Below are 26,385 nucleotides of genomic sequence, written 5' to 3' on the forward strand. Positions count from 1 at the left end.
TCTGGCTGGAGTTCCCCCTAATGCATCTTGATATCGCCTGGCAGGAGGTTGATACCGTTCTGCTGGATATGGACGGCACGCTGCTCGATCTCGCCTTTGATAACTATTTCTGGCAAACGCTGGTTCCTGAAACCTACGGCGAACAGCAGGGGATCTCCCCGGCAGAAGCGCAGGCATTCATTCGTTCGCAATATAGCGCGGTACAACATACGCTAAACTGGTACTGTCTTGATTACTGGAGCGAGCGCCTCGGTTTGGATATTTGTGCCATGACCACCACCCAGGGCCCGCGCGCCATTCTGCGCGAGGATACCGTGCCCTTTCTGGATGCGCTGAAAGCAAGCGGCAAGCGCCGTATTTTGCTGACCAACGCGCATCCACATAATCTGGCGGTAAAGCTGGAGCATACTGGGCTGGCGTCGCACCTTGATTTATTACTTTCCACCCACACATTTGGTTATCCGAAAGAGGATCAGCGGTTGTGGCATGCGGTGAAGGAAGAGACGGGTTTGCAGCCTGAACGTACGCTGTTCATTGATGACAGCGAGCCCATTCTGGATTCCGCGGCAAGGTTTGGCATTCGCTACTGTCTGGGCGTGACCAATCCTGACTCTGGCCTGGCTGAAAAAAGCTATCTGCGCCACCCTGGACTGAACGACTATCGCCAGATGATCCCCTCACTGACCGTGAAGGAGACACCATGAAAGAAAAACCCTCTGACGGGGTAAGACTGGATAAATGGCTGTGGGCAGCGCGTTTTTATAAAACACGCGCCCTTGCCCGCGAGATGGTTGACGGCGGAAAAGTGCATTACAACGGTCAGCGCAGCAAACCGAGCAAGCTGGTTGAGCTGAATGCCACCTTAACGCTGCGTCAGGGCAACGATGAACGTACGGTGGTGATTAAAGCCATTACCGAACAACGTCGACCCGCAACGGAAGCCGTACTGCTTTATGAAGAGACGGCGGAGAGCATTGAAAAACGCGAGAAGACCGCGCTGGCGCGCAAAATGAACGCGCTGACGATGCCTCACCCGGACCGGCGGCCGGATAAAAAAGAGCGCCGCGATCTGATGAAATTTAAACACGGTGAGACAGAGTAACCTCACCCGCACGAGAGATGAAAATGGCCCAACACGACCAATTACACCGCTATCTGTTTGAACAATTCGCCGTGCGCGGCGAGCTGGTCACCGTATCCGAAACCTGGAAACAGATTCTGGAAAACCACAACTACCCGCTGCCGGTGAAGACCCTGTTGGGCGAACTGTTGGTTGCCACCAGCCTGCTGACGGCGACGCTGAAGTTTGCCGGTGATATCACCGTGCAGCTGCAGGGTGACGGCCCGATGACGCTGGCGGTGATCAACGGCAATAACCAGCAGCAGATGCGCGGCGTGGCGCGCGTTCAGGGCGACGTGCCTGAAAATGCAGACCTCAAAACGCTGGTAGGTAATGGCTACCTGGTGATCACCATCTCCCCTGAGGAAGGTGAGCGCTATCAGGGCGTGGTGGGTCTGGAAGGCGATACCCTGGCAGCCTGTCTGGAAGATTACTTTATGCGTTCTGAACAGCTGCCGACGCGTCTCTTCATCCGCACTGGTGAAGTGGACGGTCAGCCTGCTGCCGGCGGTATGCTGCTGCAGGTTCTGCCTGCGCAGGACGCGCAGACCAATGACTTTGAGCACCTGGCGACGCTGACCGAAACCATCAAAGCGGAAGAGCTGTTCAACCTGTCAGCGACCGACGTGCTGTGGCGTCTGTACCACGAAGAAGAAGTGACGGTCTACGACCCGCAGGCGGTGGAATTTAAGTGCACCTGCTCCCGCGAGCGCTGCGCTGGCGCACTGAAAACCCTGCCGGATGAAGAGATCGACAGCATCATGGCGGAAGACGGCGAAATTGATATGCACTGTGACTACTGCGGTACGCACTACGTGTTCAATTCGATGGATATCGCGGAGATCCGCAATAACGCCTCCCCGGCGGATCCGCAGGTTCACTAAACTCTGAGCCTGTTGCCCGGCGGCGCTATGCTTGCACGGGCCTACAATGAATTGTGTAATTTATTGATATAATTGCTAATTGTAGGTCGGGTAAGCGTAGCGCCACCTGGCAAGAAAGAGCACTAACGCCACTGCGCGTTAGTGTAACTGTCGTAGCTCATATCGACACGTTTCCCGAAAATCTCGATATCCGCCCAGGGTTTCACGATAGATTTCACCTTCCCCTGCCGTAATGCGCGGTCAAGTTCTTCTTTGCTCAACGCCTCCGGCATTTTCCACGCGTCCCCGGCGATCCGCCAGCCAGTGTCGGTTTGTGTGTAAGCCACGATCGTGCGATCGGTAAATTGATACAGCACGGCTTCCGGTTTGCCGTCTCCGTTCAGATCGAGCGACATGAGTAAACAGTTACCCTGAGCGCTTTCGCAGCTCTCAAAGCGATACTGATTGCTGAACATGGCTTGCCATAATCCTTTGTCAGGACGGGCCATTCCAGGCGCGAGCTGGATCTGTTTTTCCAGCATCTCGGCGGTCATCTTCCCTGCCCCTTCACGGTTTCCAGAGATAAGACCATTAAGCTCGCGCTGCCGCTTAGGGTTTGAAATAAATTGGGGATCGTTTTGTAGCGTGAGCAGAGCCTCCCGTCCCTTTCGTCCGGTGTTGCTCAGCATATACAGGCTGACCTGATCCGCATTAATTCTTCCGTCATGATAACGGCTCATATGGCTTTCAACGCTGATACGCCATGGGTCAAGGACAGGAGTATGAACCAGGATCAGGAGAGTAAGCGCGAGTAATCCCGTTACCGGGATAATATACGCTTGCAGCTTTTGCGCGGCGCGACGGAAAAATACGACGCTCACACAAAATCCCACCGCCCAGACCAGTGCCACCATAGTGATGAGTGCACCATACAGACGTTCCGGTGACCAGCCATATTGTGAAATACGTAGCCATAGCGCCCACCCCGCTAATACCGGATAGGCGGGAACAAACGTGACGGCGAGGCGAACCATCCCGTTTATGAGCGCATAGTAGGGCAGCGTTTGACGTTGCGGATGCCAGACTATCGTCACCAGAAAGAGCTGCAGAAGCGCTAATGCGGTCAGCAGGCCCGCTGCGGAAATCCGCGCGGAAATGGCATCAAAGCCAACCACGGGTAATGCGCCAATAAACAGCAGTGCTAATGCCGCCATCAGAGGCAACAAGCCGGTCGCGATAAGCGTAAGCAGGTTTTGTAATGCCCGAATCAAACGCACCTGCATGCGCGCCAGCACGGCCACACTTGCAGACACCACGCCAATTGCCACCGAAATAAACCAGTCAGAATGGAAGAAAAGCCGATCAAAAAATTGTATGCCAATAAGTTCGAAGAGCTCAGCCCAGAGGAAAAGCAAAAGCCAGAACAGCCCATTTGAGACAAAAATAAGTAATAATGTTAGTACGTTATTCCAGTTTCGATCAAAGAACTCACTATAAAACGAATCCGTCGACCCAGTTTCCAGACACCGTTGAAGCCACGGCAACATAAGAAATGTCATCAGCAGAAGGTGAAACCCAAAAAAGAGCATCGCATCTCTGGTATCCCAGCTTTCCAGCCCCGCAACGCTCCACTTAAGCCAGCCCCCCATGCCCGCGACAATCGCACCAATTATTCCAAGCGACAGCCACAAAAAAGACTTTCTGAATGACGTCATGGAAAGCGATAATGTTGTTGTCATCACCACGGTGGCAGGTACAACGCACGTCAGCCAAAGCGTATTGGAAGACAATTTCGTGTACTCGATATACCACATGATTAAATAGCATATGACTCCCTGCAATGCGCCCGCCAGTACCACGACTCCGCGTGTAGAAGGTGACAACGTTTCACTGTTTTCCATCTTTCATCCCTTTAATCACGAAAAGTCTATTGTTTCATCAAAGTGATTTCCTGGCGCCCACCTCAAAATCCGAAATATCTGGAGCAAGAGACATGAATCGTTTTTTACAGTGTAACCATTACGTAATTTTCTTACGTGTATGCGATTACATTCACATTCCTTCCGATAAAATCACCACTCTTTAACCTTTTCGGAACATTTTCCCCAACAAAAAAGTGATTCCTGCGATAATCCGCCTGCGCTATGACTGGAGTCGCAGCGTTTTCCGTTAGTAAGGGTTTTGTCCAGATGCGTGAATCTATGAGCCCCGTCGCGGTAAACAACCCCAGAAAAACCCTACAATTTCAGGCAGTACATATTGGCTAAGGAGCAGTGATATGCGTGTTACTGGTTTAACCCCGCAAGATCTCATGGCTTATGGTATTCACGACGTCCAGGAAATCGTCTACAACCCCGACTACGATACGCTGTATCAGGAAGAGCTCAATCCAGCACTGGAAGGATACGAGCGTGGTGTGTTGACGAATCTTGGTGCCATCGCCGTCGATACCGGTATCTTTACCGGTCGTTCGCCGAAAGATAAGTATATCGTCCGAGACGAAACCACCCGCGATACGCTGTGGTGGGCTGACAAGGGCAAAGGGAAGAACGACAACAAACCGCTCTCCCCGGAAACCTGGCAGCACCTGAAAGGGCTCGTCACCCATCAACTTTCCGGCAAGCGCCTGTTCATTGTCGATGCTTTCTGCGGCGCTAACGCTGACACCCGTCTCTCCGTGCGTTTTATCACTGAAGTGGCCTGGCAGGCGCATTTCGTGAAAAACATGTTTATTCGTCCAACCGACGAAGAGCTGCAGAATTTCACCCCGGATTTCATCGTGATGAACGGTGCGAAATGCACGAATCCACAGTGGAAAGAGCAGGGTCTGAACTCCGAAAACTTTGTGGCCTTCAACCTGACCGAGCGTATCCAGCTGATCGGCGGAACCTGGTACGGCGGCGAAATGAAGAAAGGGATGTTCTCCGTCATGAACTACCTGCTGCCGCTGCGTGGCATCGCCTCCATGCACTGCTCGGCTAACGTCGGAGAAAAAGGCGACGTAGCGGTATTCTTCGGCCTGTCCGGCACCGGTAAAACCACCCTGTCCACCGATCCAAAACGTCGTCTCATTGGCGATGACGAACACGGCTGGGATGACGACGGCGTATTCAACTTTGAAGGCGGCTGCTACGCGAAGACCATTCGCCTGTCTGAAGAGGCCGAGCCGGATATCTTCCACGCGATCCGTCGCGATGCGCTGCTGGAAAACGTCACCGTGCGTACCGACGGCTCCATCGACTTCGACGATGCGTCGAAAACGGAAAACACCCGCGTCTCTTACCCGATCTACCACATCGACAATATCGTGAAGCCGGTGTCAAAAGCGGGTCATGCCACGAAGGTCATTTTCCTGACGGCGGATGCGTTCGGCGTGCTGCCTCCGGTGTCTCGCCTGACTGCCAGCCAGACGCAGTACCACTTCCTCTCCGGCTTTACCGCCAAGCTGGCAGGTACCGAACGCGGCGTGACGGAGCCAACCCCAACCTTCTCCGCCTGCTTCGGCGCAGCCTTCCTGTCGCTGCACCCAACGCAGTACGCTGAAGTGCTGGTGAAACGCATGCAGGCATCCGGCGCACAGGCCTACCTGGTGAACACCGGCTGGAACGGTACCGGCAAACGTATCTCTATCAAAGATACCCGTGCGATTATCGACGCCATTCTGGATGGTTCTCTGGACGACGCCGAAACCTTCACGCTGCCGATGTTTGACCTGGCGATCCCAACGTCGCTGCCGGGTGTGGATACGCATATCCTCGACCCGCGCAACACGTACGGTTCTCCGGAGCAGTGGCGCGAGAAGGCGGAATCGCTGGCGAAGCTGTTTATTGAGAACTTCGAGAAGTATACCGATACCCCGGCGGGAGCTGCGCTGGTGAGTGCGGGTCCGAAGCTGTAGCCCTTCACCCTCTCCATTTGGGAGAGGGTCGAGGTAGGGCATCAGGCCGCAGAGACCGTACCTTGTCGGGTGGCGGCTTCGCCTTACCCGACCTACAAAAAAGGGTGGCTAGTGCCACCCTTTTTTTAACTCTCTTTCACCTGCCCTCGCGTCACCGGTACCGGCAACCAGGCGCGAATGCTCAACCCACCCCGCTCGCTGGTGCCAATCTCCAGCAGCCCGTTGTGGTTATCGATAATACGCTGAACAATCGCCAGGCCTAAGCCCGTGCCGCTGGTGCTGCGCGCGCTGTCGCCGCGCACAAACGGCTGGAACAGATGCTTACGCTGCTCGGGCTTAATGCCCGGACCGTCGTCTTCCACCTGGAACCAGGCGCGGTTGAGTTCAGACCCGCTGCTGACTTTGATCCAGCCATTACCGTAGCGCGCCGCGTTGACCACCATGTTGGCGACCGCACGTTTGATCGAGAGCGGGTGCATGCGTACCTGGATCTCGCCCGCCTGAAGGTCAGTATCAATCTCGCGCTCGTAGCCGCTTTCCGCCGCCACCACCTCGCCCAGCACCGCGTTCAGATCGGCCATCTCCATCGGCATCTCCTGCCCGGTGCGCAGGTAGTCGATGAACTGCTCGATGATGGCGTTGCACTCTTCGATGTCCTTGTTAATGGACTCGGCGAGATAACCGTCCTCTTCGCCCATCATCTCCGTCGCCAGACGAATACGCGTTAGCGGCGTGCGCAGGTCATGGCTGACGCCCGCCATCAGCAGCGTACGGTCATCCGCCAGCTGCTTCACGCCTGCCGCCATATGGTTAAACGCGCGCGTTACCGAACGGACTTCCGAGGCGCCATACTCGCGCAGCGGAGGAGGAATAATTCCTTTACCGACCTGCAGCGCAGCGTGCTCCAGGTCGACCAGCGGTCGGTTCTGTATACGGATAAATAGCCACGCGCCGCCTATCGCCAGCAGCATAATCGCCAGCGTGTAGCGGAACAGCGGCGAGAAGTCGCCCTGATGGATTTCGGTCAGCGGGACGCGCACCCAGATATTGGGTGACAGCCAGGTTTTCAGCCAGACGACGGGCGAGCTTTTGTTGACCTCAACGCGCACTTCCGTTGGGCCGCCCAGCTGCTGCGCCATCTGCTGGCTGAGAAATTCGTAGTGCTGCGCCCAGCGCAGGCCAGCATCTTCCGCCGCTTCGTTGGAGTAGAGCGAAATGCCCAGCTCACGGTAGATTTCACGACGAAACGCCGGGGGAACGACGAGCTGCGTGCCGTCCTCCAGCTGCAGTTTATCGGTCATCAGCATACGGACTTCATAGGCCAGGACCTTATTAAACTGCTGGAGGCTCGGCAAAATCGCAAAGTTCAGCACCACCAGATAGGTCGTCACCAGGCTGACGAACAGCAGGGTGACGATCAGTAACAGAGTGCGGGCAAACGAGCTACGCGGCGAGAAGCGCATTCGCCTCATGCTTTAGAGCCGTCCGGGACGAACACGTAGCCCAGACCCCATACGGTCTGAATATAACGAGGATGAGCAGGATCTTCTTCCACCATGCGGCGCAGGCGAGAGATCTGTACGTCAATGGAGCGTTCCATTGCGGAGTATTCGCGACCACGCGCCAGGTTCATCAGCTTGTCACGGGAAAGTGGTTCACGCGGGTGGCTGACCAGCGCTTTCAGTACCGCAAACTCGCCGCTGGTGAGTGGCATTGGCTCGTCTTCACGGAACATTTCGCGCGTGCCGAGATTCAGCTTGAACTTGCCGAAGGCAATGACGGCTTCTTCCTGAGACGGTGCGCCAGGCAGTTCGTTCGCCTGACGGCGGAGAACAGCGCGAATACGCGCCAGCAGTTCACGCGGGTTAAACGGTTTTGGAATGTAGTCGTCCGCGCCGATTTCAAGGCCCACGATACGGTCAACTTCCTCGCCCTTCGCCGTCACCATGATGATCGGCATCGGGTTGCTCTGGCTGCGCAGACGGCGGCAAATAGAGAGCCCGTCTTCACCAGGCAGCATCAGGTCAAGAACCATCAGGTGGAAAGATTCACGGGTCAGTAGACGGTCCATCTGCTCGGCGTTCGCGACGCTACGAACCTGGAAGCCCTGCTCGGTCAGATAACGTTCCAGCAGCGCACGCAGGCGCATGTCGTCATCCACGACCAGAATTTTGTAGTTCTCTTGCATTGTGTGTACTCCCAAAGGTTCGGATAGTCTTTGTAACAGCGTATTCTAAAAAAGTGCACGTATTCGACCAGCTAATTCTGGTATAAATTCTAGTCGAAATTGTTACAAAGCATATTTAACAGCAGCTTATCTGCTCATTTCATCACATAAATCATTATTAATCCTGTCTGTTACACTGTGTGGTACGTATTGTGCGCAAGACAGAAAACCGGCAGCAAAGGCTTTACCATGAAAACGCCCCTGATCACCCGCGAAGGGTATGAGAAACTCAAAAAAGAGATGGATTACCTCTGGCGCGAAGAGCGTCCTGAAGTGACCAAAAAGGTGACCTGGGCGGCAAGCCTGGGCGATCGCAGCGAAAATGCTGACTACCAGTACAACAAAAAGCGACTGCGTGAGATCGACCGCCGGGTTCGCTATCTGACGAAGTGCCTCGAGCATCTCAAAATTGTCGATTACTCCCCGCAGCAGGAGGGCAAAGTGTTCTTCGGCGCATGGGTGGAGATTGAAAACGACGACGGTGACACCCTGCGTTTTCGCATTGTCGGCTACGATGAAATTTTTGGTCGTAAGGATTACATCTCCATCGACTCCCCGATGGCCCGCGCACTGCTGAAAAAGGAAGTGGGCGATCTGGCCGTAGTTCAGACCCCCGCAGGTGAAGCCAGCTGGTACGTCAATGAGATCGTCTACGTAAAATAGTCCGAGAGCGCCCTCCCCGGCTGGCATTTTGCCGTGTCAGCCCGTATAACTATCCCCTGATTTTTCGACTCAACAGATGATAAAGCCATGATGAAAGATTCGCTCTGCCGCATTATTGCGGGTGATATTCAGGCCAGAGCCGAACAGGTAGAAGCTGCCGTTCGCCTGCTTGATGAAGGGAACACCGTGCCGTTTATTGCACGCTATCGTAAGGAAGTCACCGGCGGTCTGGACGACACGCAGCTGCGTAACCTGGAGACCCGTCTGGGCTATCTGCGCGAACTGGAAGAACGTCGTCAGGCGATCCTCAAATCCATCGGCGAACAGGGCAAACTGACCAGCGATCTGGAAAGCGCCATTAACGGTACCCTGAGCAAAACCGAACTCGAAGATCTCTATCTGCCGTACAAGCCGAAGCGCCGCACGCGCGGGCAGATTGCGATTGAAGCGGGCCTTGAGCCGCTGGCCGACCTGCTGTGGAACGAGCCGTCCCACGCCCCGGAAACCGAAGCCGCCAAATTTATCGACGCCGACAAAGGCGTAGCGGACACCAAGGCCGCTCTCGACGGCGCACGCTACATTCTGATGGAGCGCTTCGCCGAAGACGCCGCCCTGCTCGCTAAAGTGCGTGATTACCTGTGGAAGAATGCCCACATCGTCTCTACCGTCGTCGCGGGTAAAGAGGAAGAAGGCGCGAAATTCCGCGACTACTTCGATCATCACGAACCGATCTCTACCACCCCTTCACACCGCGCGCTGGCGATGTTCCGTGGCCGCAACGAAGGCGTGCTGCAGCTCTCCCTGAACGCCGACCCGCAGTTTGACGAGCCGCCGAAAGAGAGCCACTGCGAGCAGATCATTATCGACCATCTCGGCCTGCGCCTGAACAACGCCCCGGCGGACAGCTGGCGTAAAGGCGTGGTGAGCTGGACCTGGCGCATCAAAGTGCTGATGCACCTTGAAACCGAGCTGATGGGCACCGTGCGCGAGCGCGCCGAAGATGAAGCGATTAACGTCTTCGCCCGTAACCTGCACGACCTGCTGATGGCCGCCCCTGCCGGCCTGCGCGCGACCATGGGTCTCGATCCGGGCCTGCGTACCGGCGTGAAGGTCGCTGTGGTTGACGGCACCGGCAAGCTGGTGGCGACCGATACCATTTATCCGCACACCGGCCAGGCAGCGAAAGCGGCCGTCGTGGTGGCGGCGCTGTGCGAGAAGTTCAATGTGGAGCTGGTTGCCATCGGCAACGGTACGGCGTCCCGCGAAACCGAACGTTTCTACCTCGACGTGCAGAAGCAGTTCCCGAAAGTGACGGCACAGAAAGTGATCGTCAGCGAAGCGGGGGCATCCGTCTATTCCGCGTCCGAGCTGGCGGCGCAGGAGTTCCCGGATCTGGACGTTTCTCTGCGCGGTGCGGTCTCTATCGCACGCCGCCTGCAGGATCCGCTGGCGGAGCTGGTGAAGATCGATCCGAAATCTATCGGCGTGGGCCAGTATCAGCACGACGTGAGCCAGACTCAGCTGGCGCGCAAGCTGGATGCGGTGGTGGAAGACTGCGTAAACGCCGTCGGCGTTGACCTGAACACCGCCTCCGTTCCCCTGTTGACCCGCGTGGCGGGCTTAACCCGCATGATGGCGCAGAACATCGTCGCCTGGCGTGATGAGAACGGCCAGTTCCAGAACCGTCAGCAGCTGCTGAAGGTGAGCCGTCTGGGGCCAAAAGCCTTTGAACAGTGTGCGGGCTTCCTGCGCATCAACCACGGCGATAACCCGCTGGATGCCTCTACCGTTCACCCGGAAGCGTACCCGGTTGTGGAGCGTATTCTGGCCGCCACCCAGCAGGCACTGAAAGATCTCATGGGTGACAACAGCGCCCTGCGCAACCTGAAGGCCGTTGATTTCACCGATGACAAATTTGGTGTCCCAACCGTCACCGACATCATCAAAGAGCTGGAAAAGCCGGGCCGCGATCCGCGTCCTGAATTCAAAACGGCGACCTTTGCTGACGGTGTAGAAACCATGAACGACCTGCTGCCCGGCATGGTGCTGGAAGGCGCGGTGACCAACGTCACCAACTTTGGCGCGTTTGTGGATATCGGCGTGCATCAGGACGGTCTGGTCCATATCTCTTCCCTTGCCGACAAGTTCGTTGAAGACCCGCACACCGTGGTCAAAGCGGGCGATATCGTGAAGGTCAAAGTGCTGGAAGTGGATCTGCAGCGCAAGCGTATCGCCCTGACCATGCGTCTGGACGAGCAGCCTGGCGACACCAACGCGCGCCGTGGCGGCAATGGCGGTGGCCGCGAGCAGCAGCGCCCGGCCGCGAAAGCCGCAAAACCGCGCGGACGTGATGCTCAGCCTGCAGGCAACAGCGCGATGATGGATGCGCTGGCGGCAGCGATGGGTAAGAAACGCTAAGGTTATCGATGCCCGGTGGCGCTGCGCTTACCGGGCCTACGGTTTTGTAGGCCGGGCAAACGCAGTGCCGCCCGGCAAGCAGGCCGCAGGGAATTAAAATAAATAGAATGTAGCCATATTTAAACCACTAATTATCACCCCGTTAACAAATACTCCCCTTTTCGTTTTCCAGACAATTCAGCAAATATTGAGCAAGGTCAAAAAGGCCGTAAATTAATATCGCAAACAACATTCCGTCACAGTTTTATTATTGCTGATAAAAACTATTCTCATTATCATCCCATAGTAGATAATTTAACCTTTCGTGGAATCAGGCGTTATGCAATTCACTCCAGACAGTGCATGGAAGATTACCGGTTTTACCCGCGAAATTAGCCCGGCCTATCGGCAAAAGCTGCTGTCGCTGGGCATGCTGCCCGGCTCGTCATTCCAGGTCGTGCGCGTGGCACCGCTAGGTGACCCGGTTCATATCGAAACCCGCCGCGTGAACCTGGTACTGCGTAAGAAAGACCTCGCATTAATAGAAGTCGAAGCCTTATCCCGATAACAAGCCAGCGGTTTCAGTGAGTCTAAAAAAATGAAAAAGTTAACTATTGGCTTAATTGGTAATCCTAATTCCGGCAAAACCACGCTTTTTAACCAGCTGACCGGCGCACGCCAGCGCGTGGGCAACTGGTCGGGCGTGACGGTTGAGCGTAAAGAGGGCCAGTTCACGACAACAGACAGCCAGGTGACGCTGGTTGACCTTCCCGGCACCTACTCCTTAACCACCATTTCGTCGCAAACCTCGCTCGATGAGCAGATCGCCTGCCACTACATTCTAAGCGGCGACGCGGACCTGCTGATTAACGTGGTCGACGCCTCCAACCTCGAGCGTAACCTTTATCTGACGCTGCAGCTGCTGGAGCTGGGTATACCCTGCATCGTGGCGCTCAACATGCTCGACATTGCGGAGAAACAAAAGCTGCGCATCGACGTCGATGCCCTCTCCGCGCGCCTGGGGTGCCCGGTCGTTCCGCTGGTCTCGACGCGCGCTCGCGGTATAGATGCGCTGAAGCTGGCCATAGACCGTCACGAGGGTAATCGCGACATTGAGCTGGTGCATTACGCGCAGCCTCTCCTGCGCGAAGCCAATTTACTGGCGCAGGAGATGGACAACAGCATGCCTGTAAAACAGCGTCTCTGGCTCGGCCTGCAGATGCTGGAAGGGGATATCTACAGTCGCGCTTACGCCGGGCATGCGGCAGATAAACTGGACGCGACGGTGGCCCGTCTTAGCGACGAGCTGGACGACCCGGCGCTGCACATCGCTGATGCGCGCTATCAGGCCATCGCCGCGATTTGCGACGTGGTCAGCAATGCCCTGACGGCAGAACCCAGCCGCTTTACGGCGGCGGTGGATAAAGTTGTGCTTAACCGCTTCCTCGGTCTGCCCATCTTCCTGCTGGTGATGTACGTGATGTTCCTGCTCGCCATTAACATCGGTGGCGCACTCCAGCCCATTTTCGACGCCGGTTCCGTCGCGGTCTTCGTACACGGTATTCAGTGGGTGGGTTACACCCTGCACTTCCCGGAATGGTTAACCATCTTCCTCGCACAGGGGATCGGCGGCGGTATCAACACCGTTCTGCCTCTGGTGCCGCAGATTGGCATGATGTATCTGTTCCTCTCGTTCCTGGAAGATTCCGGCTACATGGCGCGCGCCGCGTTCGTGATGGATCGTCTGATGCAGGCGCTGGGTCTGCCGGGTAAATCCTTCGTCCCACTGATTGTCGGCTTCGGCTGTAACGTGCCGTCGGTGATGGGCGCGCGCACCCTGGATGCACCGCGTGAGCGTCTGATGACCATCATGATGGCGCCGTTTATGTCCTGCGGTGCCCGTCTGGCAATCTTTGCGGTCTTTGCTGCAGCCTTCTTTGGTCAGCAGGGCGCGCTGGCGGTCTTTTCGCTGTACGTGCTGGGCATCGTGATGGCGATCCTCACCGGTTTAATGCTGAAGCACACCATCATGCGCGGTGAAGCGTCACCGTTTGTGATGGAGCTGCCGGTGTATCACGTGCCGCATCTGAAAAGTCTGGCGATCCAGACCTGGCAGCGCCTGAAAGGCTTTGTGCTACGCGCCGGTAAGGTAATTGTCGTCGTCAGCATTTTCCTGAGCGCGCTGAACAGCTTCACCCTCAGCGGGCAGGCGGCAGATAACATCAATGACTCTGCCCTCGCCTCCGTCAGCCGCGTCATCACGCCGGTCTTCAAACCGATTGGCGTACATGAGGATAACTGGCAGGCAACCGTCGGGCTGTTCACCGGCGCGATGGCGAAAGAGGTGGTTGTCGGCACCCTGAACACGCTTTACACCGCTGAGAACATTCAGGAACAGGAATTTAATCCGGCAGAGTTTCATCTCGGACATGAACTGCTGGGTGCCGTAGAGGAGACCTGGCAGAGCCTGAAAGACACCTTCAGCCTGAGCGTGCTGGCGAACCCTATTGAGGCGAGCAAAGGTGACGGCGAAATGGCGACGGGTGCCATGGGCGTGATGGGCGAGAAATTTGGCAGCGCGTCTGCGGCCTACAGCTACCTTATCTTTGTTCTGCTCTACATTCCGTGTATCTCCGTGATGGGGGCGATTGCCCGCGAGTCCAGCCGCGGCTGGATGGGCTTCTCTATCCTGTGGGGGCTGAATATCGCTTACTCGCTGGCGACGCTGTTTTATCAAACCGTCAATTTCAGCCAGCACCCGCGCTACAGCATGGTCTGCATTCTCGCGGTTGTGCTGTTTAACGTGATCGTTCTCGGCCTGCTGCGCAGGGCGCGTAGCCGCGTTGATATCGACCTGCTGGCAAACCGTAAAACCGCCGCAACCTGCTGCAGCAGCCCGGCGGGCGACTGCCACTAAGGAGCACACCATGGCATCGTTGATTCAGGTTCGTGACCTGCTGGCACTACAAGGGCGGATGGAGGCGAAACAGCTGAGCCTCAGCCTGCATACGCCGCAGCCGATGATCGATGCCATGCTGGAAAAACTTGAAGTCATGGGGAAAGCCGTGAGGATTCAGGAAGACGCGGACGGCTGTCTCTCCGGCAGTTGTAAAAGCTGTCCGGAAGGAAAGGCCTGCCTCAGGGAGTGGTGGGCACTGCGTTAATAAAAGCCAGACATCGCTGCCTGGCTTTATCGTATTACTTGTAGACGTCCGCCGTTGCGCGTACGTTTTTGGTCTGCTTTTCAGCGCTGGTGACGACGTAGTACGTTCCGCCCAGCTCATCCGCTTTCTTCGACAGCTCTTTTCTCGCGTCCATCGGCGCGGTGGTGTCAGACGTAGTAATCTCACCAATTTTCGTCAGATTCATGCCGGCAACTTTATCTTTTTCCAGCTCTTTTGCCGCAAAGACGCCAAATGACAGTGACCCAATAACCAGAGAAGTGACAATACCTGTAACAAGTTTCATAACCTGACTCTCCATAGGATTGTTGTTTTGATTATCGTAGGCAGAACAACCGCAACGACATCTGGAGTATGGTTGCGGTGTGTAACTTTTTCCAGGCTGGATAGAAAATAATCAGTCTAAACGTTGACTTAACGCAATGAGCGCTGCACAAAACTCCGTCGGATGGGAGATAAACGGGGCATGTGCGGCTTTGGCGATGATCTGCGATTCGCTGTCCGGCCAGAGTGAATCCAGCAGCGGAACCACTTTACGCGGCACAATCCCGTCGAGGTTACCGTAGATCCGCAGGTGCGGTACCTTCAGCGCGGCCAGCGGCTCGCGCAGGTCAACCGTTTTCAGGAGCTCAAGACCCCCGTTAAGCACCTCAACCTCCGGCATCGGCAGCGAAAGCACGGTCTGCTTCAGCGTTCGGGCATCTTTACGCGCGGTATCAGTGCCCATTGTCTGCAATGCCAGGAACCGCTCTACGGTCCGCTGGAAATCTTCGCTCAGCTGCTGCTGAAAGCCCGCCAGCACTTCAGGTTTGATCCCTGGCCACGCGTCCTGCGCGCTAAAACAGGGTGACGACGCCACCGTCACCAGGGCTTGTACGCGGTCTGGCCGCGACAGTGCAATCTGGCTCGCAACCAGCCCACCCAGGCTCCAGCCCAGCCAGACAGCTTTTTGCGGCGCAGCGTCCAGAATCTGCTGCGCCATCTCATCAAGAGATAACGCGCCAAAACCGCGGCTGCGGCCAAAGCCGGGTAAATCCACCAGATGCAAGGTGAAATGCGAGGCAAGTTCCTCACGTATGCAATGCCATATCTCCGCATTCAGGCCCCATCCGTGCAGCAGCACAAGATGGCAATTTCCCGTCCCTACGGTCTGCCACCACAGCGTCTTCATCAGTTACTGTTCTCTTTTTTCACATGGAGGTTGCATATGCTAACAGTACCTGGCTTGTGCTGGCTATGCCAAATGCCGCTGGCGCTTAGCCAGTGGGGTGTCTGCTCCGTCTGCACGCGATCGCTGGAATGGCGTATCGGGGCCTGTCTACAATGTGGTTTACCGGCCACAAATCCCTCTTTGCCCTGTGGCCGTTGCCTGAAAAAATCCCCGCCGTGGAGCGCGCTGGTAGCCGTGGATGATTATGTCCCCCCGCTGAGCAGACTCGTTCATGCGCTGAAGTTTTCCGGGCAGAGCTCGCTGGCGCAGCCCCTTGCCCGCCTGCTATTGCTGGCGGTTTTGCAGGCACGACGCATGCGCGCACTGCCGAAAATCGACATGGTGGTGAATGTCCCCTTATACCGGCGTCGGCACTGGCGGCGCGGCTATAATCAGAGTGACCTGATCTGCCGTCCCCTCGCACGGTGGCTAGGCTGTCGGTATGAGGCAAGCGCGCTTACACGTGTTCATGCCACCGCCATCCAGCATCAGCTCAGCGCCCGGCTTCGCAAAAGAAACCTCAAAAATGCCTTTCGCCTTGAATTGCCGGTCGACGGTCTCCATATCGCGATCGTGGATGATGTCGTCACCACGGGCAGTACCGTTGCTGAACTTTCCCGACTGCTTTTGCGAAGCGGCGCGGCGTCGGTTCAGGTATGGTGTCTGTGCCGTACCTTGTAGCCCTTCTTCAATGGGCGTATGATTATACCCAGGTAATTTAGTCAACTATTAGGCCAAAGCTATGATCCGTATTTCCGATTCTGCACAAGCGCACTTTGCCAAACTGCTGGCAAATCAGGAAGAAGGGACGCAGATCCGCGTGTTTGTGATTAATCCAGGCACTCCGAATGCAGAATGTGGTGTTTCTTATTGTCCTCCGGACGCTGTGGAAGCGACTGACACTGCCCTTAAATTTGAACAGCTCACCGCCTACGTTGATGAGCTGAGCGCACCGTATCTTGAAGATGCGGAGATCGACTTCGTCACCGATCAGTTGGGTTCTCAGCTGACCCTGAAAGCGCCGAACGCGAAAATGCGTAAAGTGTCTGACGATGCCCCGCTGATGGAGCGCGTTGAGTATCTGCTGCAATCCCAGATCAACCCACAGCTGGCGGGCCACGGTGGCCGTGTAACCCTGATGGAAATCACGGAAGACGGTCTGGCGATCCTGCAGTTCGGCGGCGGCTGTAACGGCTGTTCGATGGTCGACGTAACCCTGAAGGAAGGGATCGAGAAGCAGCTGCTGAACGAGTTCCCTGAACTGAAAGGCGTGCGTGACCTGACCGAGCACCAGCGCGGCGAGCACTCCTACTACTGATTCTTTACACGTTCGTATTGCCCGGTGGCGCTGCGCTTACCGGGCCTACCTTCCCTTGCCTCCCCCTCTATATGTTGACCTGCGTCTCATAATTCACATTTTGCCTGCCAGGGTGATTCTCAACCACATCATGTTACCCGTATCATTCTCGTGGGCACTCAGCATCCTTATAACAGCCGACTAAACTTAATGGTTTCGAAGGCATCAGTATGAGTGCCGTTAACACTCTGTTCCCAGTTGGGACAATCGGAATTTGTCGTTGAAACAATGACGTTACCCATAACAATTCAAAGGCCAGGTAAATCATGCCATTAGTCATCGTTGCTATCGGTGTTGTGTTATTACTGCTCTTGATGATCCGTTTCAAAATGAACGGATTTATCGCTCTGGTTCTGGTGGCACTTGCAGTCGGTCTGATGCAAGGAATGCCGCTGGTGAAAGTCATCAGCTCGATTAAAGCCGGTGTCGGCGGCACGCTCGGCAGCCTGGCATTGATCATGGGCTTCGGCGCCATGCTCGGCAAAATGCTGGCAGACTGCGGAGGTGCGCAGCGTATCGCCACCACGCTGATTGCCAAATTTGGCAAGAAGAACATCCAGTGGGCGGTAGTGTTAACCGGTTTTACCGTCGGTTTCGCGCTGTTCTATGAAGTGGGCTTCGTGCTGATGCTGCCGCTGGTGTTCACCATCGCGGCGGCGGCAAACATCCCGCTGTTGTATGTCGGTGTGCCAATGGCTGCGGCGCTGTCCGTGACCCACGGCTTCCTGCCGCCGCACCCGGGCCCAACCGCTATCGCGACCATCTTCCACGCGGATATGGGTAAAACCCTGCTGTTCGGTACGATTCTGGCGATCCCGACGGTGATTCTGGCCGGCCCGGTTTATGCCCGCTTCCTGAAAGGCATTGATAAGCCGATCCCGGAAGGTCTGTACAGCGCCAAAACCTTCACCGAAGAAGAGATGCCTGGCTTTGGCGTCAGCGTGTGGACTTCTCTGGTGCCGGTGATCCTGATGGCGATGCGTGCCGTGGCAGAGATGATCCTGCCGAAAGGTCATGCTTTCCTGTCCGTTGCGGAATTCCTGGGTGACCCGGTGATGGCAACGCTGATTGCGGTGCTGATCGCGATGTTTACCTTCGGTCTGAACCGCGGTCGTTCAATGGATCAGATCAACGACACGCTGACCTCTTCCATCAAAATCATTGCCATGATGCTCCTGATCATCGGCGGTGGCGGTGCGTTCAAGCAGGTTCTGGTCGACAGCGGCGTGGACAAATACATCGCTGCCATGATGCATGAAACCAACGTGTCGCCGCTCCTGATGGCCTGGTCTATTGCTGCAGTTCTGCGTATTGCGCTGGGTTCTGCGACCGTTGCGGCGATCACCGCAGGCGGTATCGTTGCCCCGCTGATTGCGACCACGGGCGTAAGCCCTGAGCTGATGGTTATCGCCGTCGGTTCCGGTAGCGTGATTTTCTCTCACGTTAACGACCCTGGCTTCTGGCTGTTCAAGGAGTACTTCAACCTGACGATCGGTGAAACCATCAAGTCCTGGTCCGCGCTGGAAACCATTATTTCGGTGTGCGGTCTGGTCGGGGTGCTGCTGTTGAATATGGTTGTCTGATGTATTAAGTCGGGAGGCGGCTTCGCCTTACCCGACCTACATGAGCGCTACCGGATAATAAAAAACCCGCCACTGGCGGGTTTTTTTATCACTTCTTCGCGGCTGCTTTTCGCCGCTTGTCCAAATCCTTAATCAGCTTGTTCACCCCGTCATCGGCAAACATCTTCTCAAGCGTTGTGGACAGCTTGCGACGCCAGTTCTTGTACTGATAGCTGGTGCCCGGAATGTTCACCGGCTCCGCCATATCAATCCAGTCTTCCGGCTGCAGGCCCAGCAGCGCGCTGTTGCTGTCGGCAATATAGCGCTGCAAACCACGATTGAGGGTAGCGGTCATCGACATCAATGACGCCTTATGTCCGGCACGTTTCGGCAAACAGCCCTGCTTGTGCAGCGCATCCAGCAGCCCCTGTTTCGAGAGCTCGCGATCCTGATACAGGCCGCGCAAAACCTCTTCATCAGGATACAGACCCAGCGTTTTGCCGAGCGTCAGATCGCCGCTTTCCCAATAGCCACGAAGCGTAGGAAGGTCATGCGTCGTCGCGACTGCCATTGACTGTTCAGGGTACGCTTTCGGCGCGCGGAAGGTTTTCTCATGGTCGTTTTCAAAATAGAGCACTTTATAGGAGTAGACGCCGCTGTCGCGGAGCTTGCTGACAATTTCCACCGGCACGGTACCGAGATCTTCACCGATCACCATGCACTGGTGGCGCTTGCTTTCCAGCGCCAGGATCGACAGCAGATCGTCAACCGGGTACTGAACGTACGCCCCGTGATCGGCGGTTTCACCGTACGGGATCCACCACAGGCGCAGCACGGACATCACGTGGTCGATACGCAGCGCGCCGCAGTTCTGCATGTTGGCACGCAGCAGGTCGATAAACGGCTCGTAGGCGCGCGCCGCCATGACGTGCGGATCCATCGGCGGCAGCCCCCAGTTCTGACCGAGCGGGCCAAGGATATCCGGTGGCGCACCGACGGAGGCTTTCAGGCAGTAAAGCTCACGATCGCACCAGGTTTCCGCGCCGCCTTCTGCCACACCCACGGCCAGGTCACGATACAGGCCGATCGGCATCTTATAGCCCTGGCTCACCTGCCAGCAGGCGGCAAACTGGCTGTACGCCAGCCACTGCAGCCACAGGTAGAAATCCACTTCAACGGCATATTTTTCACAGAACGCTTTCACTTCAGGCGTGTCGACGGACTGATACGCGTCAGGCCAGACCGGCCAGCCCCAGCGCATTTCGTCCTCTTTCACCTGATAGGCGTGCAGCGCATCAAACGCCGCCTGCCAGTACAGGCTCTCGCCCTCCTGCGTCACAAACTGGCGGAACGCGGCCATCTGCTCGTCGTCGCGCTGCGAAAAGCCTTTCCACGCCAGACGCAGCGCGGCCATTTTCAGCGCCGTGACGGTGGAATAGTCCACCCAGTCTGCGTCGCGCGCCTGCTTCAGCGCCTGCTGCGTGGTGCTGAGTTTCCACCACGCCTGCGCGTCTTTGCTGTTTTTGAAGTCATCTAACGCGTTAACGTCGATATAAATCACGTTCAGCCAGCGACGGGACGATGGGCTATACGGGCTGGCGCTCTCCGGGTTGGCCGGGTAGAGCGCGTGGATCGGGTTGAGGCCGATAAACGCGCCGCCGCGCTCGCCCACGGATGCCAGCATCTTTTTCAGATCGCCAAAATCACCGATGCCCCAGTTGCTGTCTGAGCGCAGGGTGTAGAGCTGCACGCAGGCGCCCCACAGCTTTTTGCCTTCGAGCAGCGCCTGCGGCTCGTAGCAGCGTTTTGGCGCGACGATCACCCTGCAGTGGAAACGCAGGTCGTCCTGGGTAAGCGTGAGGGTGTGATAGCCCTCCGGCAGCTTCGCCGGAAGGTTTAACGTTTTGCCGCCGGTGGCGTGGCCTTTGTGCTGATGCCCCTCTTCGGTGGTAAGCAGCCAGCTAAACTCGCCGCGCCCCTCCACCGCCAGCGGCATTTTTTTGCCTGCGGTGAACACCTTCACGTTCGGCACCGGCGCAACCGACGCTTTCGCGTCGGCTTTGTGCATAGCGTCCAGCAAACGTCTTTTGGTGTCGGCGCCAATAGACTGCGGTTTGCCGTGAGCATTAATGTAACTGAGGCTGATCCCCGCCGCCTGCGCGGCGCTGTCCAGACGTTTACTCTCCATCGCGCTTCCTTAGCGTTTTGCCTGCCAGATACGGGCCTGATAATCACGGATTGAACGGTCAGAGCTGAACATACCGCAGCGGGCGGTGTTCAGAATGCACGCCCGGGTCCACGCCTCCTGGTCACGATACAGCACGTCGACCTGCTTTTGCGCTTCAACGTAGGCCGTGAAGTCCGCCATCACCAGATACGGGTCACCGCCGTGTTTGTCCATGCTGTGCAGCATCTGGTCAAACGCGTGCTTGTCGCCGTCGCTGAATTTACCGCTTTCCAGCTCCTTCAGCACCGCATCCAGCACTTTGTCTTTCTTACGCCATTTCACCGGGTCGTAGCCTTTGGCCTTGATGGCTTTCACCTCTTCCACGGTATGGCCGAAGATGAAGATATTCTCTTCACCGACCTTCTCGGCGATTTCGACGTTGGCCCCGTCGAGCGTACCGACGGTCAGCGCACCGTTCAGCGCCAGCTTCATGTTGCCGGTACCGGACGCCTCTTTCCCCGCAGTCGAGATCTGCTCGGAGATATCCGCCGCCGGGATCAGCATTTCAGCGGCCGAGACGCAGTAATCCGGCAGGAACACCACCTTCAGCTTGTCGCCCACTTTCGGATCGCTGTTGACAGCCGCCGCCACTTTATTGATAGCGAGGATAATGTTTTTCGCCAGGTAGTAGCCCGGCGCCGCTTTCGCACCGAACAGGAACACGCGCGGCACGCGGTCAGCCTGCGGGTTCTCGCGGATCTCTTTGTACAGCGCCAGAATGTGCAGCAGGTTCAGGTGCTGGCGTTTGTACTCGTGCAGACGTTTAATCTGGATATCGAAAATGGCGTTCGGGTTGATCTCAATCCCGGTACGCACTTTCACGAACTCCGCCAGGCGAACCTTGTTCTCCAGCTTGATCGCGCGGTACTGCTTGCGGAACTTCGCGTCGTCGGCGTATTTTTCCAGGTTGATGAGCTGATCCAGATCGTTGGCCCACTCTTTCTTCAGGGTCTTATCCAGCAGGTCGGCCAGCAGCGGGTTGCACTGCTTGATCCAGCGACGCGGCGTGATGCCGTTGGTCACGTTGTGGAATTTGGTCGGCCACAGCTGGTGGTATTCCGGGAACAGATCTTTGACCACCAGATCCGAGTGCAGTGCCGCCACGCCGTTCACGGCAAAGCCGCTGACTACGCACATGTTCGCCATGCGCACCTGCTTATCGTGAACCACCGCCAGCTTCGCCCAGACCGCTTTGTTGCCCGGCCAGGTTTTATCCACCAGGGTTTTAAACTGGTCGTTAATCTTGTTGATGATCTGCATGTGGCGCGGCAGCAGCGTTTTCACCAGCTTCTCATCCCAGCACTCGAGCGCTTCTGGCATCAGGGTGTGGTTGGTGTAGGCAAAGGTACGGCTGGTGATGGCCCAGGCGTCGTCCCAGCTCAGCTGATGCTCGTCGATCAGCACGCGCAGCAGTTCCGGGATAGCAATAGTCGGGTGCGTGTCGTTGAGCTGAATCACTTCAAAGTCCGGCAGCTGCGCCAGCTTGCGGCCCGCCAGGTGATGGCGACGCAGAATGTCCGCCACGGAGCAGGCGCACTGGAAGTACTGCTGCATCAGGCGCAGCTTTTTACCGGCCAGGTGGTTGTCGTTCGGGTAGAGGACTTTGGTCAGCTTCTCGGCGTCGATGCCCTGCTGCTCGGCGCGCAGGAAATCGCCGTCGTTAAATTTGGTCAGGTTAAACGGATGCGCGTGCTTCGCCTGCCACAGACGCAGCGGCTGCGCCACGCCGTTCCGGTAGCCAAGCACCGGCAGATCCCAGGCTTCACCGGTAATGGTGAACGCCGGTTCCCAGAGCCCCAGCTTAGTGACTTTCCCGCCAATGCCGACCTGCACATCCAGCTGCGCGTTGTGGCGGAACCACGGATAGGTATTGCGATGCCAGTCGTCCGGCGCTTCCATCTGATGGCCATCGGCAAACGACTGACGGAACAGGCCGTACTGGTAGTTCAGGCCATAGCCGATCGCCGACTGGCCGACGGTCGCCATAGAGTCCAGGAAACAGGCCGCCAGACGACCCAGACCGCCGTTGCCCAGCGCCGGGTCTGTCTCTTCTTCCAGCAGGTCGGTCAGGTTAATGTCGTGTTCTTTCAGCACATCGCCGACGTCCTGATACCAGCCGAGGTTCAGCAGGTTGTTGCCCGTCAGGCGGCCAATCAGGAATTCCATCGAGATATAGTTCACGTGACGCTGGCCCTTAACAGGCTTTGCCACCGGTTGAGCATCCAGTTGCTCTGCGAGCGCACCGCTCACGGCCTGCCACCACTGGTGAGGCGTCATTTCGTTTGCAGCATGAAGGCCAAAACGCTGCCACTGACGCGTCAGGGCAGCCTGGAATTGAGCTTTGTTGAAGGTAGGCTGTGACATAGGGGATCGGCATCCTTTAGAAAGAAAACACAAGTTGGCGCTAGTGTGCCTAGCTCATTTCCCCTCTTCCTCCTCCTGTGGGGGATTAGACAGGGAGGAGTAGCGGGGATGAGCATAAAAGTGTGATCGAGACCACTCTCAGAGCATAGTTCGAGTGTGCCCGGAAGATAAAAAAGTACCCGGGGAGAATGTCAAAGAAATGAAATGCAGTTTCGGGTGAAATTAATCCGTTCTGAAATGATTACTTACGTAGAATAATAATTTAGCCATCGGGTTACATCTCCGGAGACTATTACTCTCACTCAACTTTACCCGGACTTTATTAAATTTGACGTCACTATACCTTTCTGAAACCAGTTTCAGCGCAGCGGTAACGAGCACAGACAAGCCAGCAGTGACGCGGCGTTAAGCCCCTTTCGAGAAAGTTCCAACATTTGCCTGAATGTTTTGTGACAGAGTGCAAATTCAGAACCACAAAACCCAGACATAACTTGCAATAGTTCTCTTTCTGTTCGACCTTATATCCTATTAATTACGAAGCGCAAAAAAAATAAAATCTCTCGTTCCCCACAGTGAAGTGAAACCTATGTTGATTCCGTCTAAATTAAGTCGCCCGGTTCGTCTTGACCATACAGTGGTCCGCGAGCGTCTGTTGGCTAAACTTTCCGGCGCGCATAATTTCCGACTGGCGCTGGTTACGAGCCCTGCAGGCTATGGAAAAACAACGCTCATTTCGCAATGGGCCGCGGGTAAGAGCGATCTTGGCTGGTACTCCCTCGACGAGGGCGATAACCAGCAGGAGCGTTTTGCCAGCTATCTGATTGCCGCCATTCAGCAAGCAACCCATGGACACTGCGTCGCCAGTGAGGTGATGGTGCAAAAGCGCCAGTACGCCAGCTTGTCCTCCCTTTTCTCTCAGCTGTTTATCGAACTGGCCGAATGGCATCGCCCGCTTTACGTGGTGATTGATGATTACCATCTCATCACTAACCCGGTGATTCATGAGTCGATGCGTTTCTTCCTGCGCCATCAGCCGGAAAACCTGACCTTAGTCGTGCTGTCACGCAACCTGCCGCAGCTGGGTATTGCCAACCTGCGCGTGCGCGACCAGCTTCTGGAAGTGGGCAGTCAGCAACTGGCCTTTACCCACCAGGAAGCGAAGCAGTTCTTTGACTGCCGCCTGACATCACCGATTGAGGCCGCCGAAAGCAGCCGCCTGTGTGATGACGTTGCCGGCTGGGCGACGGCGCTGCAGCTTATCGCGCTCTCTGCCCGGCAAAACAACAGTCCGACGCATCAGTCTGCGCGGCGTCTGGCGGGCATCAATGCCAGCCACCTTTCTGACTACCTCGTGGATGAAGTGCTGGACAGCGTCGATCCTTCGACGCGTAATTTCCTGCTGAAAAGCTCTCTGCTACGTTCCATGAACGATGCGCTCATCGTACGCGTGACGGGCTGTGAAAACGGTCAGCTACAGCTCGAAGAGATTGAACGTCAGGGCCTTTTCCTGACGCGCATGGATGATCCGGGCGAGTGGTTTAGCTATCACCCGCTGTTTGGTAGCTTCCTGCGCCAGCGCTGTCAGTGGGAACTGGCGGTTGAACTTCCGGAGATCCACCGCGCCGCTGCCGAAAGCTGGATGGCACAAGGCTTCCCGAGCGAGGCCATCCACCACGCGCTAGCCGCCGGTGATGCCAGCATGCTGCGCGATATTCTCCTTAATCATGCGTGGGGCCTGTTTAACCACAGCGAACTGACGCTGCTGGAAGAGTCTCTCAAAGCCCTGCCGTGGGAAAGTCTGCTGGAGAACCCGCGTCTGGTGCTGCTGCAGGCCTGGCTGATGCAGAGTCAGCATCGCTACAGCGAAGTGAACACCCTGCTGGCGCGCGCCGAGCAGGAGATGGAAAGCGAAATGGATGCCACCCTGCACGGCGAGTTTAACGCGCTGCGCGCTCAGGTGGCCATTAACGACGGCGATCCGGACGAAGCTGAACGGCTGGCGATGGTCGCGCTGGATGAACTGCCGCTGGCCAACTTCTACAGCCGCATCGTGGCGACCTCGGTGCACGGCGAAGTGCTGCACTGCAAAGGCGACCTCACGCGCTCGCTTTCATTGATGCAGCAGACCGAACAGATGGCGCGTCGTCATGATGTCTGGCATTACGCGCTGTGGAGCCTGATCCAACAGAGCGAGATTTTATTCGCGCAGGGGTTCCTGCAGGCCGCCTGGGAAAACCAGGAAAAAGCGTTCCAGCTGATTCGTGAACAGCACCTGGAACAGCTGCCGATGCACGAGTTCCTGTTGCGTATTCGCGCTCAGCTGCTGTGGGCATGGTCGCGTCTGGATGAAGCGGAAAGCTGCGCCCGCCAGGGTGTGGATGTCCTTTCCAGCTTCCAGCCTCAGCAACAGCTGCAGTGTCTGGCGCTGCTGGTGCAGTGCTCGCTGGCGCGCGGCGATCTCGATAACGCCCGCAACCATCTGAACCGCCTGGAGAACCTGCTCGGCAACGGTCAGTATCATAGCGACTGGGTCTCCAACGCCGATAAAGTCCGGGTGATTTACTGGCAGATGACCGGCGATAAAAAATCCGCCGCCAACTGGCTACGTCAGACGCCAAAACCGGAATTTGCGAACAACCACTTCCTGCAGAGCCAGTGGCGCAACATTGCCCGCGCGCAGATCCTGCTCGGTGAATTAGAGCCCGCAGAGATTGTGCTGGAAGAGCTGAACGAGAACGCACGCAGCCTGCGTCTGATGAGCGACCTGAACCGCAATCTGCTGCTGCTGAACCAGCTCTACTGGCAGGCGGGCCGTAAAAACGATGCCCAGCGCGTGCTGCTGGAGGCGCTCCAGCTAGCTAACCGCACCGGGTTTATCAGCCACTTTGTGATTGAAGGCGAAGTGATGGCGCAGCAGCTGCGTCAGCTTATTCAGCTCAACACGCTGCCGGAGCTGGATCAGCATCGCGCCCAGCGCATTCTGCGTGAGATTAACCAGCATCATCGGCACAAGTTCGCGCATTTTGATGAGAACTTCGTTGAACGTCTGCTGAACCACCCGGAAGTGCCGGAGCTTATCCGCACCAGCCCGCTCACCCAGCGCGAATGGCAGGTTCTGGGACTGATCTATTCAGGCTACAGCAACGAGCAGATTGCCGGCGAGCTGGCGGTGGCGGCGACCACCATCAAAACGCATATCCGCAATCTGTATCAGAAGTTGGGTGTGGCGCATCGTCAGGATGCGGTACAGCATGCGCAGCAGCTGTTGAAGATGATGGGGTATGGGGTGTAATTCCTTGCCCGGCGGCGCTACGC

At 56.6% G+C, this 26,385-nt stretch carries 20 protein-coding genes; 13 read left to right on the forward strand and 7 right to left on the reverse strand.

Annotated features, from left to right (window positions below):
* Nucleotides 1–20: 20 nt before the first annotated feature.
* Genes yrfG through hslO form a run of 3 tightly spaced genes read left to right on the forward strand, consistent with a single transcriptional unit; the run spans nt 21 to nt 2,004 of the window.
* On the forward strand, nt 21–704 hold the full coding sequence (gene yrfG, locus V1566_RS01265) for a GMP/IMP nucleotidase (protein ID WP_395304848.1): 684 nt from the start codon (nt 21–23) through the stop codon (nt 702–704).
* Complete coding sequence (gene hslR / locus V1566_RS01270) at nt 701–1,102, forward strand: ribosome-associated heat shock protein Hsp15 (protein WP_023333710.1); 402 nt, start codon at nt 701–703, stop codon at nt 1,100–1,102. Before yrfG ends, hslR begins: the two co-directional genes overlap by 4 nt.
* Nucleotides 1,103–1,119: 17 nt before the next feature.
* On the forward strand, nt 1,120–2,004 hold the full coding sequence (hslO, locus tag V1566_RS01275) for an Hsp33 family molecular chaperone HslO (RefSeq protein WP_162269339.1): 885 nt from the start codon (nt 1,120–1,122) through the stop codon (nt 2,002–2,004).
* A gap of 122 nt (nt 2,005–2,126) precedes the next feature.
* Here hslO and V1566_RS01280 read toward each other — a convergent pair whose 3' ends face one another.
* Nucleotides 2,127–3,884: a DUF4153 domain-containing protein gene (locus V1566_RS01280; RefSeq protein ID WP_395304849.1), complete on the reverse strand. Its 1,758-nt coding sequence runs from the start codon at nt 3,882–3,884 to the stop codon at nt 2,127–2,129.
* Nucleotides 3,885–4,261: 377 nt separating this feature from the next.
* Here V1566_RS01280 and pckA point away from each other — a divergent pair, with 377 nt between their 5' ends.
* A complete protein-coding gene (pckA, locus tag V1566_RS01285) occupies nt 4,262–5,881 on the forward strand; it encodes a phosphoenolpyruvate carboxykinase (ATP) (protein ID WP_395304850.1) in 1,620 nt (539 codons plus the stop codon).
* Between the two features lie 125 nt (nt 5,882–6,006).
* On the opposite strand, the gene envZ is transcribed toward pckA, so the two are convergent.
* Nucleotides 6,007–7,353 (reverse strand): two-component system sensor histidine kinase EnvZ, encoded by a 1,347-nt coding sequence (gene envZ, locus V1566_RS01290; RefSeq protein WP_023309494.1) that lies wholly within the window; start codon nt 7,351–7,353, stop codon nt 6,007–6,009.
* Nucleotides 7,350–8,069, reverse strand: a complete 720-nt coding sequence (gene ompR / locus V1566_RS01295) for a two-component system response regulator OmpR (RefSeq protein ID WP_001157751.1) — start codon at nt 8,067–8,069, stop codon at nt 7,350–7,352. Before ompR ends, envZ begins: the two co-directional genes overlap by 4 nt.
* A 228-nt stretch (nt 8,070–8,297) precedes the next feature.
* Here ompR and greB point away from each other — a divergent pair, with 228 nt between their 5' ends.
* The 5 genes from greB (at nt 8,298) to feoC (ending at nt 14,332) form a co-directional block, all read left to right on the forward strand.
* A complete protein-coding gene (gene greB / locus V1566_RS01300; RefSeq protein WP_395304851.1) occupies nt 8,298–8,771 on the forward strand; it encodes a transcription elongation factor GreB in 474 nt (157 codons plus the stop codon).
* 87 nt (nt 8,772–8,858) lie between these two features.
* A complete protein-coding gene (locus tag V1566_RS01305) occupies nt 8,859–11,189 on the forward strand; it encodes a Tex family protein (protein WP_395304852.1) in 2,331 nt (776 codons plus the stop codon).
* Nucleotides 11,190–11,508: 319 nt separating this feature from the next.
* Nucleotides 11,509–11,736: a ferrous iron transporter A gene (gene feoA / locus V1566_RS01310; RefSeq protein WP_008503050.1), complete on the forward strand. Its 228-nt coding sequence runs from the start codon at nt 11,509–11,511 to the stop codon at nt 11,734–11,736.
* Nucleotides 11,737–11,766: 30 nt separating this feature from the next.
* Nucleotides 11,767–14,085: a Fe(2+) transporter permease subunit FeoB gene (gene feoB, locus V1566_RS01315; protein WP_395304853.1), complete on the forward strand. Its 2,319-nt coding sequence runs from the start codon at nt 11,767–11,769 to the stop codon at nt 14,083–14,085.
* A gap of 10 nt (nt 14,086–14,095) precedes the next feature.
* Entirely contained in the window at nt 14,096–14,332 is a 237-nt protein-coding gene (gene feoC, locus V1566_RS01320) for a [Fe-S]-dependent transcriptional repressor FeoC (RefSeq protein ID WP_395304854.1), read from the forward strand.
* A gap of 34 nt (nt 14,333–14,366) precedes the next feature.
* Here the strand turns inward: feoC and V1566_RS01325 are convergent, their stop codons facing one another.
* Nucleotides 14,367–14,636, reverse strand: a complete 270-nt coding sequence (locus V1566_RS01325) for a YdgH/BhsA/McbA-like domain containing protein (protein ID WP_048226350.1) — start codon at nt 14,634–14,636, stop codon at nt 14,367–14,369.
* A gap of 111 nt (nt 14,637–14,747) precedes the next feature.
* A complete protein-coding gene (bioH, locus tag V1566_RS01330) occupies nt 14,748–15,521 on the reverse strand; it encodes a pimeloyl-ACP methyl ester esterase BioH (protein WP_395304855.1) in 774 nt (257 codons plus the stop codon).
* 36 nt (nt 15,522–15,557) lie between these two features.
* Between bioH and gntX the strand changes: the two genes are divergently transcribed.
* The 3 genes from gntX to gntT all read left to right on the forward strand — a co-directional run bounded on the left by gntX (nt 15,558) and on the right by gntT (nt 18,500).
* Entirely contained in the window at nt 15,558–16,241 is a 684-nt protein-coding gene (gene gntX, locus V1566_RS01335) for a DNA utilization protein GntX (protein WP_395304856.1), read from the forward strand.
* 61 nt (nt 16,242–16,302) lie between these two features.
* Nucleotides 16,303–16,878, forward strand: coding sequence for a Fe-S biogenesis protein NfuA (gene nfuA, locus V1566_RS01340; RefSeq protein WP_029742206.1), 576 nt, complete (start codon nt 16,303–16,305; stop codon nt 16,876–16,878).
* Between the two features lie 305 nt (nt 16,879–17,183).
* Entirely contained in the window at nt 17,184–18,500 is a 1,317-nt protein-coding gene (gntT, locus tag V1566_RS01345; RefSeq protein WP_033146827.1) for a gluconate transporter, read from the forward strand.
* A gap of 88 nt (nt 18,501–18,588) precedes the next feature.
* Here the strand turns inward: gntT and malQ are convergent, their stop codons facing one another.
* Nucleotides 18,589–20,667: a 4-alpha-glucanotransferase gene (gene malQ / locus V1566_RS01350; protein WP_395304857.1), complete on the reverse strand. Its 2,079-nt coding sequence runs from the start codon at nt 20,665–20,667 to the stop codon at nt 18,589–18,591.
* 9 nt (nt 20,668–20,676) lie between these two features.
* Nucleotides 20,677–23,070 carry a maltodextrin phosphorylase gene (gene malP, locus V1566_RS01355; RefSeq protein WP_395304858.1) on the reverse strand — a complete coding sequence of 798 codons (2,394 nt, stop codon included), beginning with the start codon at nt 23,068–23,070 and terminating at the stop codon, nt 20,677–20,679.
* 586 nt (nt 23,071–23,656) lie between these two features.
* Between malP and malT the strand changes: the two genes are divergently transcribed.
* Nucleotides 23,657–26,362, forward strand: a complete 2,706-nt coding sequence (gene malT, locus V1566_RS01360; RefSeq protein ID WP_395304859.1) for an HTH-type transcriptional regulator MalT — start codon at nt 23,657–23,659, stop codon at nt 26,360–26,362.
* Nucleotides 26,363–26,385 lie beyond the last annotated feature (23 nt).

It is taken from the genome of Enterobacter sp. ECC-019 (genome assembly GCF_043974075.1).
GTDB classification, from domain to species: domain Bacteria; phylum Pseudomonadota; class Gammaproteobacteria; order Enterobacterales; family Enterobacteriaceae; genus Enterobacter; species Enterobacter asburiae_D.

Excerpts from the sequence above, each read along its gene's own strand:
- yrfG (WP_395304848.1), top strand. The coding sequence starts at position 21 with ATGCATCTTGATATCGCCTGGCAGGAGGTTGATACCGTTCTGCTGGAT.
- hslR (WP_023333710.1), top strand. The coding sequence starts at position 701 with ATGAAAGAAAAACCCTCTGACGGGGTAAGACTGGATAAATGGCTGTGG.
- hslO (WP_162269339.1), top strand. The coding sequence starts at position 1,120 with ATGAAAATGGCCCAACACGACCAATTACACCGCTATCTGTTTGAACAA.
- V1566_RS01280 (WP_395304849.1), bottom strand. The coding sequence starts at position 3,884 with ATGGAAAACAGTGAAACGTTGTCACCTTCTACACGCGGAGTCGTGGTA.
- pckA (WP_395304850.1), top strand. The coding sequence starts at position 4,262 with ATGCGTGTTACTGGTTTAACCCCGCAAGATCTCATGGCTTATGGTATT.
- envZ (WP_023309494.1), bottom strand. The coding sequence starts at position 7,353 with ATGAGGCGAATGCGCTTCTCGCCGCGTAGCTCGTTTGCCCGCACTCTG.
- ompR (WP_001157751.1), bottom strand. The coding sequence starts at position 8,069 with ATGCAAGAGAACTACAAAATTCTGGTCGTGGATGACGACATGCGCCTG.
- greB (WP_395304851.1), top strand. The coding sequence starts at position 8,298 with ATGAAAACGCCCCTGATCACCCGCGAAGGGTATGAGAAACTCAAAAAA.
- V1566_RS01305 (WP_395304852.1), top strand. The coding sequence starts at position 8,859 with ATGATGAAAGATTCGCTCTGCCGCATTATTGCGGGTGATATTCAGGCC.
- feoA (WP_008503050.1), top strand. The coding sequence starts at position 11,509 with ATGCAATTCACTCCAGACAGTGCATGGAAGATTACCGGTTTTACCCGC.
- feoB (WP_395304853.1), top strand. The coding sequence starts at position 11,767 with ATGAAAAAGTTAACTATTGGCTTAATTGGTAATCCTAATTCCGGCAAA.
- feoC (WP_395304854.1), top strand. The coding sequence starts at position 14,096 with ATGGCATCGTTGATTCAGGTTCGTGACCTGCTGGCACTACAAGGGCGG.
- V1566_RS01325 (WP_048226350.1), bottom strand. The coding sequence starts at position 14,636 with ATGAAACTTGTTACAGGTATTGTCACTTCTCTGGTTATTGGGTCACTG.
- bioH (WP_395304855.1), bottom strand. The coding sequence starts at position 15,521 with ATGAAGACGCTGTGGTGGCAGACCGTAGGGACGGGAAATTGCCATCTT.
- gntX (WP_395304856.1), top strand. The coding sequence starts at position 15,558 with ATGCTAACAGTACCTGGCTTGTGCTGGCTATGCCAAATGCCGCTGGCG.
- nfuA (WP_029742206.1), top strand. The coding sequence starts at position 16,303 with ATGATCCGTATTTCCGATTCTGCACAAGCGCACTTTGCCAAACTGCTG.
- gntT (WP_033146827.1), top strand. The coding sequence starts at position 17,184 with ATGCCATTAGTCATCGTTGCTATCGGTGTTGTGTTATTACTGCTCTTG.
- malQ (WP_395304857.1), bottom strand. The coding sequence starts at position 20,667 with ATGGAGAGTAAACGTCTGGACAGCGCCGCGCAGGCGGCGGGGATCAGC.
- malP (WP_395304858.1), bottom strand. The coding sequence starts at position 23,070 with ATGTCACAGCCTACCTTCAACAAAGCTCAATTCCAGGCTGCCCTGACG.
- malT (WP_395304859.1), top strand. The coding sequence starts at position 23,657 with ATGTTGATTCCGTCTAAATTAAGTCGCCCGGTTCGTCTTGACCATACA.